Annotated in this window: 11 protein-coding genes; 8 read left to right on the forward strand and 3 right to left on the reverse strand. The window is 62.8% G+C overall.

All coding sequences use genetic code 11. From position 1 onward, the window contains the following. Window positions 1-111: 111 nt before the first annotated feature. Window positions 112-1,956 carry a DNA helicase RecQ gene (recQ, locus tag ABID19_RS19875; RefSeq protein ID WP_354492646.1) on the forward strand — a complete coding sequence of 615 codons (1,845 nt, stop codon included), beginning with the start codon at window positions 112-114 and terminating at the stop codon, window positions 1,954-1,956. A gap of 41 nt (window positions 1,957-1,997) precedes the next feature. Here the strand turns inward: recQ and ABID19_RS19880 are convergent, their stop codons facing one another. Both ABID19_RS19880 and ABID19_RS19885 read right to left on the reverse strand, forming a co-directional pair. Further along, complete coding sequence (locus ABID19_RS19880) at window positions 1,998-2,321, reverse strand: hypothetical protein (protein ID WP_354492647.1); 324 nt, start codon at window positions 2,319-2,321, stop codon at window positions 1,998-2,000. Window positions 2,322-2,459: 138 nt separating this feature from the next. Then, on the reverse strand, window positions 2,460-3,353 hold the full coding sequence (locus ABID19_RS19885; RefSeq protein ID WP_354492648.1) for an alpha/beta fold hydrolase: 894 nt from the start codon (window positions 3,351-3,353) through the stop codon (window positions 2,460-2,462). A 191-nt stretch (window positions 3,354-3,544) separates the two neighbouring features. Between ABID19_RS19885 and ABID19_RS19890 the strand changes: the two genes are divergently transcribed. From ABID19_RS19890 to fhuF, 7 genes are all read left to right on the forward strand, one after another. After that, window positions 3,545-4,519 carry a Tim44 domain-containing protein gene (locus tag ABID19_RS19890; RefSeq protein ID WP_354493004.1) on the forward strand — a complete coding sequence of 325 codons (975 nt, stop codon included), beginning with the start codon at window positions 3,545-3,547 and terminating at the stop codon, window positions 4,517-4,519. A 360-nt stretch (window positions 4,520-4,879) separates the two neighbouring features. After that, the gene (locus ABID19_RS19895) at window positions 4,880-5,395 is read left to right on the forward strand and encodes an RNA polymerase sigma factor (protein WP_354492650.1); all 516 of its coding nucleotides are present in this window, start codon (window positions 4,880-4,882) and stop codon (window positions 5,393-5,395) included. Between the two features lie 122 nt (window positions 5,396-5,517). Continuing rightward, window positions 5,518-6,522, forward strand: coding sequence for a FecR family protein (locus tag ABID19_RS19900; RefSeq protein WP_354492651.1), 1,005 nt, complete (start codon window positions 5,518-5,520; stop codon window positions 6,520-6,522). Window positions 6,523-6,556: 34 nt separating this feature from the next. After that, window positions 6,557-9,100 carry a TonB-dependent siderophore receptor gene (locus ABID19_RS19905; RefSeq protein WP_354492652.1) on the forward strand — a complete coding sequence of 848 codons (2,544 nt, stop codon included), beginning with the start codon at window positions 6,557-6,559 and terminating at the stop codon, window positions 9,098-9,100. A 4-nt stretch (window positions 9,101-9,104) separates the two neighbouring features. Beyond that, window positions 9,105-10,013: an ABC transporter substrate-binding protein gene (locus ABID19_RS19910; RefSeq protein WP_354492653.1), complete on the forward strand. Its 909-nt coding sequence runs from the start codon at window positions 9,105-9,107 to the stop codon at window positions 10,011-10,013. Beyond that, entirely contained in the window at window positions 10,006-12,006 is a 2,001-nt protein-coding gene (gene fhuB / locus ABID19_RS19915; protein ID WP_354492655.1) for a Fe(3+)-hydroxamate ABC transporter permease FhuB, read from the forward strand. The genes ABID19_RS19910 and fhuB overlap by 8 nt, the downstream gene beginning before the upstream one ends. Continuing rightward, window positions 12,003-12,731: a siderophore-iron reductase FhuF gene (gene fhuF / locus ABID19_RS19920; protein ID WP_354492657.1), complete on the forward strand. Its 729-nt coding sequence runs from the start codon at window positions 12,003-12,005 to the stop codon at window positions 12,729-12,731. Before fhuB ends, fhuF begins: the two co-directional genes overlap by 4 nt. A 180-nt stretch (window positions 12,732-12,911) precedes the next feature. Here the strand turns inward: fhuF and ABID19_RS19925 are convergent, their stop codons facing one another. After that, window positions 12,912-13,553: a class I SAM-dependent methyltransferase gene (locus ABID19_RS19925; protein ID WP_354492659.1), complete on the reverse strand. Its 642-nt coding sequence runs from the start codon at window positions 13,551-13,553 to the stop codon at window positions 12,912-12,914. Window positions 13,554-13,784: the final 231 nt, after the last annotated feature.

Consider the following 13,784-nt stretch of genomic DNA (forward strand, 5'->3'; position numbering starts at 1 on the left):
GAAAGAAAACAGGGCTGGAATCACGATCCAATATCAGCCAATGAAGGGGATGCCTCTTCAGCCACCCTCCACGCCGTCTTTCCGGGCGGCGCCGATCGTAGAACTTCCCTGATGCAGGTATCGGCGGCGAGTATCCCGGCGGAGGATCCCAGGCGGCGCGTCCTGAAGGACGTGTTCGGCTTCGACGATTTTCGCCCCGGCCAGGATGCTGTGATGGAGGCGCTGCTGGCCGGGCGTCATGTGCTGGCTGTCATGCCGACCGGCGCTGGCAAATCGCTGTGCTACCAGGTCCCGGCGCTGGTCCTGGGCGGGCTCACCATCGTCGTTTCGCCGCTGGTGGCGCTGATGCAGGACCAGGTCGCCGCGTTGCGCCTTGCCGGCGTGGCGGCCGATACGATCAATTCCTCGCTCGACCGCGATGCCAATGTCGCCGCATGGCGCCGCGTTGCCGCGGGCCAGACGCGCCTGCTCTATCTCGCGCCTGAGCGGCTGATGACCACGCGGATGCTCGAGGCGCTGGCCAGGCTCGATATCAGGCTGATCGCTGTCGACGAGGCGCATTGCATCTCGCAATGGGGTCCGGCGTTCCGGCGCGAATATGAAGAGTTGTCGCGGCTCTCCGGTATCTTTCCCGATGTGCCGATCATCGCGCTGACGGCGACAGCGGACGAAGCCACGCGCACCGACATCGCCGCGCGGCTGTTCGCGGGGAGCGTCGAGAGCCTGGTGCTGGGTTTCGACCGGCCGAACATCAAGCTTGGCATCGAGACCAAGCAGAACAGCAAGCGCCAGTTGCTGGAGTTCGTGCAGCGTCACGCCGGCCGCAGCGGCATCGTCTACTGTCTGTCGCGCAAGAAGACGGAAGAAATGGCGGCGTTCCTCGAACAGAACGGCGTACGCGCGCTCGCTTATCATGCCGGCATGAGCAAGGACGCGCGTGAAGCGAACCAAAACGCTTTCATGACGCTCTCCGGCGTGGTGATGGTGGCGACCATCGCTTTCGGCATGGGCATCGACAAGCCTGACGTCGCCTATGTCTTCCACACCGATATGCCGGGTAGCCTGGAGGCTTACTATCAGGAGATCGGTCGTGCCGGCCGCGACGGGCGGGAGGCGGTGGCGCATATGTTGTTCGGGCTTGGCGACATCCGCATGCGGCGCCTGTTCATCGACGAGGAGGATGCAGCGGCGGAGCACAAAAGACGGGCGCATCGCCGGCTCGATACGCTGATCGGCTATTGCGAGACGGCGCAGTGCCGCCGCCAGGTGCTGCTTGGCTATTTCGGCGAGGAAGCGTCGCCATGCGGCAATTGCGACAATTGCCTAGATCAGGTGCCGCGCGCAGATGGCACTGCTGAGGCGCGCATCATCCTGGGGACGGTCGCTGAGAGCGGCGAACGCTTCGGTGCGGCCCATGTCATCGACATTCTGCTCGGCCATGAAACCGAGAAGGTGCTGGCCAGAGGCCATGAGAGGCTCGCCAGCTTTGGCGCCGGAGTGGCGCACAAGAAGGATTTCTGGCTATCGCTGATCCGTCAGCTTGTCGCGGGCGGGTTCCTGGAGCCGGATCCGTCCGGCCATGGCGGTCTTGCCATCGCCGAAAAGGGCCATGCGCTCGGCCGTGGCGAGGTGCCGTTCCAGTATCGTGTCGAAACGCGGCATCGCGCCGCGCGCGGCAAGCTGCGTTCCACCGGAGGTACCGCCGCGGGCACCACAGGCCTTGATGCTTCGCTATTGGCCGCGCTCAAGGCGCTGCGGCTCAGCCTCGCTAGGGAACGCCAGGTGCCGGCCTATGTGATCTTCTCCGATCGTACGCTGATCGACATGGCCGAACGCTGCCCGCGCGACCTCGACGCGTTCGCCGAAGTGAACGGCGTCGGCGCCGCGAAACTCAAGGAATTCGGCCAGACTTTTCTGAGTGCAATTGCCGCGCATCAATCCGGGGCGTCGGGCTGAGGGCTGTATCAACGCGATCATGCCGACAGCCGTCGGCGCAATCAGCACTTGCTTCGTCTCGCTGCTGCGATCGCAGCCTCCTGCTGCCGCAACTGCTCGATTTTCGCGCTCTGGCGGGCAGTGACGGTAGAGGCGACACGCCGGGCTCCCAATAGCCAGCCCGGAATATTGGTTTTCGCGACTTTGCCCCGGGTGATCGCTGTCGCCGACATCTCCTTGGCGACTTCGCCCATGGCCACGTTGAGTTCGATGCAGCTCATCTTGTCGTATTTCGCGGCATCAAAGGATGCACTGAAGGGCGAGGCGCAACCTCCTACAATTACGAGGCTGCATATCAGGGGCGTGGCTCTGGTGATCGGCTTCATATTTTTAACAAGCAGGTTTGACGCCGAATGGGGCTGGTATCAGAGGGGTCCCGATCTCGGACCGCAGAGCGTTCCCGAGGTTTTGCGTAACGGAAGCATGTGAACCTCTACAATACTCTGTTCGACGCGTCATTCCCCCTAATTGTCCTCGAAGAATTTCGAGAGAGCCGTTGCGGTCTGACGAGGGTGCTCTTCCGGAAAGAAGTGCCCGCCCGGGACAGGGCTTCCTTCAACTCTGTCGGTCCATTTTCTCCATATAGCCAGCGGTCCGCCTTCCTCCGCATACCAGTTCTCCAGGCCGCCTTCGCTACTCCACAATGCCAGTAGCGGACACTCGATGCGACGACCGTTTGCCTGATCCAACGCGTCATGTTCACGATCGATCGTGGCGGCGGCCCGATATTCTTCGCATATCGCGTGAACATGAACGGGATCGCGAAGCGCATCGACATAGGCGTCCCTGACCTCCGTAGAGAACATTTCTTCCGGCGACCCCCACTGCACAATCGCATTGTCGACGATGGCGTCGGGCGCTGCGCCTATCAGCCGCTCCGGCAGCGGCTCCGGCTGCGCGAGAAGGCTCCAGGGCCAGAAGCTCAGAGCAAGCCTGGCATCCGCCCTATCCCACGCGGCGGCGGTGGGGATGACGTCGAGGACGGCGACTTTGGAGATTTCGCCGGGATGGTCGAGCGCCAGACGATAGGCGACCCGCCCGCCACGATCATGTCCGGCAACCATGAACTGCTCAAATCCCAGCTGTTTCATGAGTTGAACCATGTCGCCAGCCATGGCGCGCTTGGCGTATGGGCCATGATCGGCAGAGGAGACCGGGCACCCGCTTTGCCCATAACCCCGAAGATCGGCGGCGACCACCGTAAAACGGGGCGCCAATGCTACCGCGATATCCCTCCACATCAGATGCGTTTCGGGAAAACCATGAAGCAGCAGCAGCGGCGGCCCCGTCCCGCCGACCCTTGCGAAAATGGCCGTGTCGTCCAGTTGCAAGCTGGTGGCTCTGAAACCCGCAAACACCGTTCATCTCCTCGATGGGCCTCAGGCAACAACGCACAAAGTGACAGAAGGATCACGGCCAGCTGCCGTGTCTGGTGGAGGGGCGGTCCTGGAATTCTCCTCAATCTTGACTGCGGAAGGTGCGGGCCACTGATATTTCGATCGGCGCACCCCATATGAGCGGCAAGAGTGTCGCTTAAGGGTTTGCTATGATGATTTCGCGTTCGAGCCGGTTTGCCGCTTTGTTTGCAGGGCTGTTCCTGGCATTTTCCATGGTCACGGCCGATTACGCCGAGGCGCGCCGTGGCGGCAGCTTCGGCAGCCGCGGCACGCGCACTTTCCAGTCGGTCCCGCCGACCAGGACGGCGCCACAGCCGGCCGCGCCGGTCGAGCGCTCGATGACGCCAGCGACGAACAATGCGGCCCGCCAGACGCCGGCATCCCAACGACCAAGCTTCTTCAACGGCCTAGGCGGTTCGATGATGCGCGGCCTGCTGCTCGGCGGCCTGATCGGACTTCTTTTGGGCCAGGGGTTCGGCGGCCTAGCTGGCATGTTGGGTCTGCTGCTTCAGGGACTGCTCATCGCCGGCGCGATCATGTTGGCCATCCGCTTTTTCCGGTCGCAATCGGCACGCAACCAAGCGCCCGCCATGGCCGGTGTTCCGCGCAGCATGGGGAGCTTCGGGCGAAACGCCGCAGCCCAGCCCGAGGCTGGCAACGTCTCGTCTTTCCCCATTCCAGGCATCGGGTCTGGATTTGGCCGGTCGGCTCAAGCCTCCGATGAAATTACAATGACGCCGGCCGACCTCGACACATTCCAGCAACGGTTGACGGAGGTTCAGGAAGCATTCGGGCGCGAAGACCATGCTGGCCTGCGCCGGCTGGCGACCCCCGAGATGGTGTCGTACCTGTCCGAGGAACTTGCCGATAATGCCAAAAACGGCATCAGAAACGAGGTGTCGAACGTCAGCCTTCTGGAGGCCGATATTGCGGAGAGCTGGCGGGAAGATGGTCGCGACTACGCCACGGCTGCCCTGCGCTACGAGTCCCATGACGTGATGCGCGATCGCGCCAGCGGCAAGATCGTCGCCGGCGAAGCCGATCGGCCGACGGAAACAACCGAATTGTGGACTTTCACGCGCCAGAACGGTGGCGACTGGAAACTCGCAGCAATACAGCAACCCTGACCCGTTACACCGGGCCCTGACGAACAGGAAAGCACCCAGCAATTTTGTAGTCAGGGCAACCGATGCCGCAGCAGTCGGCGGCGCTGCGTACCGTTTGCCGAGCTATCGATCTATCGGGAATATGATGATCGACGTTGCGACCGGCGAGGGCGCCCCTGGTGCCAAGCCCTTTGGGGTCAATAAGTTGACCTTTTCGCACATGTTTGATAGCGCAGTATCTCCGCTGCGTCTCGGCGGTGTGGTCTGGTGGGTTCCTGTGACAATCGCGTGCTCGGGATGTTCCTGTGTTCTGCTCTTCCAGACAAAGGGAAGAGGGATGCATGTCGCTGCCGGTCAGTTCACGGCTTCGGCAAGCGTGTGATGCCGCCCAACCTGACAACCATCTTTCTCTCCGAGAAGCGCTCGCTGATGGGCAGTGTCATGCGCATCGTTCGGGATCCCTCGACGGCGGAAGATCTTGCGCAGGAAACATATCTGCGCACCCGAAAGGCGCTTGAGGCGGGGCCGATCGATCGCATCGAAGCCTTCCTGCATCACACCGCGCGCAATCTGGCACTGGACCATGAGAGGCGCCGCAGGACACGCGCGCGCTATGAGCGCACGGACCTGGAGGTCCAGGATTGTACCGAAATTCCAGCCGAAACGCCGTCGCCGGAAACCATAGCCATCGAGCGCGAACGGGTGCGCCACCTGGCCGCAGCACTCGAAAAATTGCCGGAGCGGACCAGGCGCGCCTGGATGCTGGCCCGCGTGGAGGGATGGCCCTACCCGAAGATAGCCGAGCATTTGGGCGTTTCGCAGAACACGGTTTTCAACGACGTCAAACTGGCGATGGGTCATTGCCACGACGCCATGCGAAAGCTTGGCAGCCTCTAGCCCTTGGCAGCCAGTAGACAGGCCGATCGAAATCCTCGCGTTTCTGATCATAAGGGGTCGATTTTAGGAGATCGACCGTTCTAGTACGTCAAGGATATGACGATCAAAAAAAGGACCGCAAGGTGGGGAGACAGGATACCGATCCGTACCGACATCAGGATTCCGTTGTCGACGCGGCCCTTGATTGGTTTGTGCGCCTGGAAGCCAATTCCGATGCTTTGACACGCCTCGAATTCGAACGCTGGCTTGAGGCCGATTCAAAAAATGCGAAGGCCTTCGAGCAAATCGAGCAGATGGCGGGCTCGGCGGCTTTGCGCGAGGCCTCGACGATCGATGCGGAAAAGCTGGCATCCCTCGACCGATCGAATGTCGCAAGCACAGCACACGAGCAGCGGGTTGGGCGGCGGCTCGGCGCGAAGGCATGGTTTTCCATAGCCGCGGCGCTGGCGGTTGTTGCGGTCGGAGCCGTACAGCTTCCTGGTCTGATGCTGCGCTGGCAAGCCGATTACATGACCGCCACCGGAGATTTCCGCCAGATTTCCCTGCCCGACGGTTCGGTCATGATGCTGAATACGGCCTCTGCCGTCGCCATCGATTTCGACAACGGACGGCGCGGCGTGCAACTGCTGGAAGGCGAGGCGTTCTTCGAGGTTGTGCCTGATCCAGCCCATCCGTTCGTCGTGTCGGCGGCCTTCAGCCATGTGCGGGTCACGGGCACCGCCTTTGCCGTGCGGGCCGGATCGCAACTGGATACCGTCACACTGGAACGAGGCCATGTCGAAGTAAGCCGCCTCAACGATGCGGCCGATGCGGCTTCACTCGACCCCGGTGAAATGATCGAGGTGACGTCTGATGCTCTTTCGCCGGTAACGCCGGTGGACGCGAAAAGCGCCCTGGCATGGGTGGGTGGACGCATTGTCTTTCAGAACAGACTTTTGTCGGCCGCGGTGCGGGATCTGGGACGTTATTATCCGGAGCCGATCTTTGTCCTGAGTTCCAAGGTCGGCGATATCAGGATAAGCGGCAACTATCGCCTTGACGATCCGGAAGGCGCGATCCGCAATCTGGCCGAAGCCGCGGGAGCCAAAGTCAGTCGCCTTCCCGGCGGTGTTTTAATCCTGCGTTAATTCATCAACTTTTTTTGTGAGATATACGCCAGCCATGCGTCTTCTCATTGAAGGGGCGTTTGTCGAGCGGGCAGGCGCCCTTGCATTGATGGAAGGGCGCCTGGCGATGGGGACTAAGGGAACAGCACGTGATGGAGAGCCTGTCGGCAGCCGTGACGACAAAGGAAGGCGCCGCAAGGCGGCGTTGCTGCAAGCGCTGATCGCGATATCGGCAGCGGCGCTGCCCATGCCGGTCCTGGCGCAGCAGGCTTCCGTCAGCCAGCCCGTACGGTTCTCCATTCCCGCCCAGCCGCTGCCATCGGCCATCGAAGCCTTCATCCGGGCGACAGGCTGGCAGGTCGGCTATGCGACGGGCGTTGCCGGCGCCAAGAGGTCGAACGCGGTATCCGGCACCATGCCGCCACGGCAGGCATTGCAGGCGATGCTGAGCGGGACGGGCCTTCAGGTGCGGATGACGGGCGCCGCGATTGCCGCCGTCGTCGCGCCACGGGCCGACACGACCGGCGCCGTCGAGCCTGCCGATGGAGCGCAGGTGGTGCTTGATCCCATCGACGTCCAGGGGCGCATCGAAACGGCCTGGGGGCCGGTCGAGGGTTATGTCGCGACCCGCAGCGCATCCGGCAGCAAGACCGACACCCCACTGATCGAGACGCCGCAGTCGGTGTCGGTAGTCACCGCGGATCAGATTGCCAACCAGAAGGCGGTGTCAGTGGCCGAGGCGCTGTCCTACACGCCTGGAATCACCATGCAATCGCAGTCCTTCAGCCGGATGGTCGACGACGTCAACATACGCGGCTTCGATGCCGCAGGGCCGAGCGGCAATCTGCTTCGCGACGGCATGAAATATCAATCCGCCGTCTATGACCTTGCAACAGAACCCTACGGACTGGAACGGCTCGACGTGCTGCGCGGCGCGTCCTCGATGCTTTACGGTCAGCTTGCGCCGGGTGGTGTCATCAACGGCATATCCAAGCGTCCAACCGACACGCCGCTGCATGAAGTAAACGTCGAATATGGCAGTTACAACCGCAAGCAGGTTTCGGGCGATTTCGGTGGGCCGCTCAATGCCGGCGGCACGCTGCTCTACCGCCTCACCGGGCTTGTCCGGGACGCGGACAATTGGGTGAATGACACGCCGGACGACAAGGTCTACATCGCCCCGGCGCTGACCTTCAAACCCGATGACGCCACGCAGCTTACGCTTCTCGCCAACTACCAGCATGTGAAGACGCGGTTTTCGACACCGCTCATGCTGGAGGACATCTCAACCGGCCGCATCCCGCGCGACCTGTTCCTGGGCGAGCCGGATTTCGACACCTATGAGGGAGACAGCTGGTCCGCCGGCTATCTGTTCGACCATGAGTTCGACAACGGAATCAAATTCCATAGCAAGGCTCGATATTTTGCTTCCGACGTCCAATGGGACTACATGATCGGCAACCTCGCGCCCGTTACTGACGGGCAGCTCTACCGACTTGCCAGTGTCCGTGACGAGAAATCCAGTGGCCTGACGGCCGACAACTCGCTGGAGAAGACCTTCGAGTTTGGCGATTGGGAACATAACGTGCTGGCCGGCTTCGACTACTACCGGCGCGGCTATGATACGCACCGTTATCGCGGAACCGACTACATTCCTCTGGATGTCGATAATCCCGTATATTCCGGCGCGCCCGTTATCGACTATTCGATCGACAGGGGTACCGATACGACAGCCAACAATTACGGCGTCTATCTGCAGGACCAGATCAAGTTCAGGGAAAAATGGGTCTTTCTGTTCGGCGGGCGCTATGACCGGGCGGACAGCGAAACGACGTCCTATCAGAGCGGCGATGTGACGGAGCAGGACGATGACGCCTTCACCGGGCGTGCCGGGCTCGTCTATCTCTTCGACAACGGCATCGCTCCCTATGCCAGCGTCAGCCAGTCCTTCCTGCCGCAGGCGGGTGTAGATTCGCGAACAGGCGACGCGCTGGTCCCGACCAAGGGTCTGCAATATGAGGTCGGCGTCCGCTATCAGCCGGCCGATTCCAACCTGCTGCTCAGCGCCGCCATCTATGACCTCACCCAGACCGATCTCGTCAGCTATGATCCCATTACCTTCCTGCCCTATCAAGTGGGCAAGGTGCGCTCGCGAGGCCTTGAGCTCGAAGCGCGCGGGCAGTTCGACGAACTCGGCCTGGTTGCGGCTTACGCCTATACGGACACCAGGATCCTGGAGAGCGCCGTGCCCACCGAAATCGGCCAGCAGGAAGAGCTTACCCCCCGTAATATGTTTTCCATCTGGGCCGACTACCGCATGGATACGCTCGGGCTGACGGGGCTGACGCTGGGCGGCGGCCTGCGTTACATCGGCAAGACGAACCTGCTCGATAGTGCCGAGGACGTGCCTGGCTACCTGCTCGCCGACGCCATGGTAAAATATGATTTCGGGGCAGTCGATCCGAAGTTCGAGGGTACGACGCTGAACGTCAATGCCCGCAACCTGTTCGACAAGCAATATTACACCTGCGCAGGCGCAACCGGCTGCCGCTATGGCGAGCCGCTGACGGTCACGGCAACACTTTCGCGCAAATGGTGAAGCCGTGCGGCGAGGTCTCCTTCACCGGCGGGCTCTGATCGGGGCGGCACTCACCGCCCCTTTCATCTTGTCCGGCCAGCGCAAGGCGCTTGCGGCGTCCACGCGGCGGGTGGTTTGCCTGGACTTGCTGCCCACCGAGCTTTTGCTGACGCTGGGCGTAACGCCGCTGGCGATCGCCAACCGTGCCCTTTACATCAGGCTGGTGGCAGAACCCGCTTTGCCGGAAGGGGTCGACGATCTCGGGCCGCTGACTGAGCCCAATGCGGAGTTCCTGCAGATATTGCGGCCGGAGCTTATCCTGCTCGCATCATGGCAGCAGCCGGTGCTGCAACGGCTCTCGGCAATAGCTCCGCTGCTCCCGCTGCAGAGTTCCGCCGGGGAGACGCCGGCGGTCGCCCATATGATCAACCTGCTGCGCGAAGTCGGTTCGGTCACGGATCGGACGACTGAGGCAGCATTGTGGGCGGAGCGAGCCGAGGAAACCCTGGCGCAGGCGAAGCAGGCGTTGGTGTCGCGCTCGGGAAGAGCGCTCTATGTCTGCCGCTTTGCCGCCAACGGCCGCAATGTGGCGGTGTTCGGCGGCAATGGCCTGATCGGCGACGTCCTTTTGCAACTCGGTCTGAAAAATGCCTGGCAAGGCAGGGTGAACGCTTCCGGCGTGGTTTCCGCCGGTATCGAGCAACTGGCCGCCGATCCCGAAGCGCGGATCGTCCATTTCGACCGTGGCGCCGAGACGATCGAAGCCATGCGCAACCTCGCGCAGAGCTCGCTGTGGAATGCGCTGCCGGCGGTGCGCCAAGGGCGCGTCACCGCCATGCCGGTGATCTATCCGAGCGGCGGCGTCTTCAGCGCCATCCGCATGGCGCGGCAGCTTGCCGAGATCCTCCCGCAAGAGAGGAACGCCAATGGCTGACGCGGTGCTTGTCCAGCCCTTGTCCGGGGTCAACCGTGCGCCGCTGTTGGGTGCGGTCATCATCCTGGCGGCAACGCTGTTTCTTGCCGCCAACCTGCATGCGCTGCTGCCGTTCAATGCCTGGGGCAGAGTGTTGCTGACGCCGGAGGAGGGCAATCTTCGCCAATTGATGGCGCGCGACGTTCTGCTGCCGCGTTTTGCGGTGGCGCTTTGCTGCGGGGCGGGGCTTGGTCTCGCGGGCACGCTTTTCCAGCAGGTGCTGCGCAATCCGCTGGCCGAGCCCAGCACTTTGGGCGTCTTTGCCGGCGCTAAATGCAGTCTGGTCGTAGCCACGCTCTGGGCGCCGCAGCTTCTTGTCCTGGGCTGGGATTTCGCCGCCCTCATCGGTGCTACCGCTGCGATACTCCTCGTATTCGCTCTGTCGGCGCGGCGCGGGTTTTCGCCGCTGTCGCTCATTTTATCCGGCCTGGTCGTTTCCCTGAGCCTCGGCTCTTTCGGATCGATGCTGATGATGACCCATTTCGATGCGGTCAACGATCTCTATGTGTGGGAGGCGGGGTCGCTGGTGCAGAACAGCTGGAGCACCACGCTTGGCCTGCTGCCTCGGCTGGCCGTGGCGCTGGCGGCGGCTGCATTGCTTTCGCGGCGGCTCGCGCTGCTCGACCTCGATGAGGCGGGCGCGCGCAGCCTTGGCGTGCCGCTGCTCTCCACCCGTCTGCTGGGGCTTGGCATTGCCGTGGTGCTCAGCGCCATGATTGCGGCGGCGGTCGGCCTCATCGGGTTCGTCGGCCTTGCCGCACCGACGATCGCGCGTCATGCTGGGGCGCGGCTGTTCGGTGAAAGGCTGCTGACCGCGCCGCTGATCGGCGCCGGCCTGCTTGCGGTTACCGACCAGGCGCTCGTCTTGATGACCGGTGGCGTGGAAGTGCCGGCGGGTGCGATCACGGCCATTTTCGGCGCCCCGCTTCTCATCTGGCTGATGCGCCAGATAAGCCCGGCCGCCGAGGGGCCGGCACCGAGCGGGCCTACAGCCCAGGCTTTTCCCATGGCCGTCACCGATCGGTCGAAAATTCTGCTTGGCTTTGCCTTACTTCTGGTGATTGCCGTCGCGCTTTTCGTCGGCCGAACCCCTGAGGGCTGGCACATCGCTTTCGGTGGGGATTTTGCCGATCTCATGCCGTGGCGGCTGCCGCGCGTTGCCGCGGCTGCGATGGCGGGGCTCATGCTGGCGCTCGCCGGCCTGCTGATTCAGAAGATCACCGGAAATGCGCTGGCCAGCCCCGAGCTGCTCGGCGTTTCCTCCGGTGCCGGGATTTTCCTGATCCTCGCAGCGTTCCTGCTGCCGCCGATGGATCGCGTCTCAATGGCGCTTTTCGCTTCCTGCGGCGCCTTCGCCATGCTGATGACAGTGCTGTGGCTCAGCCGTCGCTCGACCTTTTCATCCGAGCATCTTCTTTTGACCGGTGTGGCGCTCGGCTCGATCGTCGCCTCGATGCTGACCTATCTCACCGCCCTTGGCGATCCCCGCATTCTCAACGTGCTCGTCTGGCTATCGGGTTCGACCTATGCCGTAACGCCGGGCCAGGCGGCCTTCGCCTGCCTTCCAGCCCTCGCGGCACTTGCCATTGTGCCGTTCGTATCGCGCTGGCTCGCCATTCTACCGCTCGGCCGTGCTGCCAGCGCTGGGCTCGGCGTGCCGGAATGGCAAAGCCGGATCCTGCTGCTTCTGGTAGCGGCGGTCTTGACCGGTGCGGCCACCGTGCTGGCGGGACCGCTAAGTTTCGTTGGCCTGATGGGGCCGCATCTCGCCAGGCTCAGCGGGTTCAGGAAACCGGTCGCGCAGGCCTACGCCGCCGCCCTCATCGGCGCGGCGCTGATGGTGCTCGCGGACTGGATCGGCAGGACGGTCGCCTTTCCGTGGCAGGTGCCGGCCGGCCTGGTGTCGACTGTCATTGGAGGGGCGTTTTATGCGGCGCTGCTTGCACGGCGATGATCCCGGCATTGGCCGCGTTCTTTCCCGGCAAGCTTGCCGCAATTGCTGAGTCGCTGGTGCTGGAGGACGACCCCCGGCCTCATGTGCCGGGAGCCGCATTCCTGGATGGAGACAGACTGCGGCAAGTGCTTGACGCCTTCGCAGCGAACTATGCCGAGCCGGATGAGCAGGCCGTGGCGACGCAATGGTCGAAGTGGCATTTCTCGCAGTTGCTGCCTCCCGTCCTCATTGCCAACATCGCCGCCGATTGGCTGCTGCCGACCGCCATCGATCGCATCGGCATCGTGCTTTCGCCGGACAGAAGGACATTGGCCATTCGCTTGCCCGGCGAAGGCGCGCGCCTGCCCGTCTCAGGCGTGCAGAGATTTTCGCCGCTCGTCGAAGATCATCTGGCGCCTCTGATCGCCGCGGTTTCGCGCGCCAGCGGCCTGCCAGCCAAGACGTTGTGGAGCAATGCCGGTAATGTCGCGGAAACCGTCGTCAGCGAATGCGCGGCTTTTCTCGGCGAAGCGCATCCCGGCGTCACCGATGCCAGAGCGTTGCTTGCCGCGCGTCTCTGGCCTGACGGCCGCAGGAACGAATTGTTCGAACCCATCCGCTACCGCGAAGGCCGGCGCCGCCGCCGGATCTGCTGCCTCAGATACCGCATAGCCTCGCTGCCTCTGTGCAAGTCATGCCCGCTGGACAGCATACCGTCGAGGAGCCGCCGCAGCGGGAAGGAATAACAGGGAACGAGCTAGAAGTTACCAGAACCGCCACGGGCTTGCGCTACGCCGAGCGGAATTCGCGTTCATGCGCCGTGGCGGCAGCTTTGGCAGCGGCGGCACTTCACGCGCCAGATCGGTGGCGACTGGAAGCCCGCGGCAATACTGCAGCCCTGACCGATACACTGCAGCGGCGGCCGTTCACGTCCTCTTGCGCGCCACGATGTAGGGGCGGTTGTCGTTGCCCTCCGTTGCGTGGTTTTCGGTGGCAAGCACGTCGAAGCCCGCGGCAGATATATGCTGGCTCAGGTCTGCCGCCCGAAAGACACCTGCATGGGGTGCTTTGCCGATCGCGCGCATCGCGGGCAACAAGGCAAGCCGGATGAGTGGGTTCATATCGCCGACGCAGGGTGTCTTGGAGATGAACAAGCCCTCCGCTGCAAGCAAGGCGTGGATGCGGCGCAGGGTGCCAGGCAGGTCGCGGACCAGATGGAGATAGTTGAATCCCAGAACCGCGTTAAACTGTGCCGCGTCAGGCGTAAGCTGTTCCACGGTCGCCATGCGGAAGACAAGGTTCGGGATGGGGCCGGCAGCATGTTTCTCATTGGCGATCGCGATCATTCCAGCGGAAATATCCGTTGCAAGATAGTCTTGAACATCGCCCGCAAGCCGAAGCGCTGTTGTTCCTGTTCCGCAGCCCAGCTCCAACACCCTGTCGCCTGGTCCCAACAGGGCGCGGATCCGGTCCAGCGTGCGCTCATAGCCGGCCTGATCGGCAATCGCGCCCATGGCGTACTTCCGCGAACTCCGGTCCCAGAAACGGGCGTCGCCCGTTATGCTCATGATGGTTGCTCCTCAGATCGCGAGCTTGCCCTATTCGGCATTGAAGTCGGCAACCAAGAATGTCGGAGACGAGTCGTGTCCGTCTAAGCCGTGCAGAAGCTCGCTCGGCTATCGGCGGTGATTGCTATCTCGCAGAATAGCGTGGAATCGCGGAATCTCGAGCCGAGTGCAATGAAAATGGCAACTATGCCTACGCCATAGCTGCTCGCGTTGCACGGGAACTTGACAACC

It is taken from the genome of Mesorhizobium robiniae (genome assembly GCF_040545535.1).
In the GTDB taxonomy this organism is placed as follows: Bacteria; Pseudomonadota; Alphaproteobacteria; order Rhizobiales; family Rhizobiaceae; genus Mesorhizobium; species Mesorhizobium robiniae.

Coding starts and splice junctions, on each gene's coding strand:
- ABID19_RS19925 (WP_354492659.1), bottom strand. CDS start 13,553: ATGAGCATAACGGGCGACGCCCGTTTCTGGGACCGGAGTTCGCGGAAG.
- fhuB (WP_354492655.1), top strand. CDS start 10,006: ATGGCTGACGCGGTGCTTGTCCAGCCCTTGTCCGGGGTCAACCGTGCG.
- ABID19_RS19880 (WP_354492647.1), bottom strand. CDS start 2,321: ATGAAGCCGATCACCAGAGCCACGCCCCTGATATGCAGCCTCGTAATT.
- recQ (WP_354492646.1), top strand. CDS start 112: ATGCAGGTATCGGCGGCGAGTATCCCGGCGGAGGATCCCAGGCGGCGC.
- ABID19_RS19905 (WP_354492652.1), top strand. CDS start 6,557: ATGCGTCTTCTCATTGAAGGGGCGTTTGTCGAGCGGGCAGGCGCCCTT.
- ABID19_RS19890 (WP_354493004.1), top strand. CDS start 3,545: ATGATTTCGCGTTCGAGCCGGTTTGCCGCTTTGTTTGCAGGGCTGTTC.
- fhuF (WP_354492657.1), top strand. CDS start 12,003: ATGATCCCGGCATTGGCCGCGTTCTTTCCCGGCAAGCTTGCCGCAATT.
- ABID19_RS19895 (WP_354492650.1), top strand. CDS start 4,880: ATGCCGCCCAACCTGACAACCATCTTTCTCTCCGAGAAGCGCTCGCTG.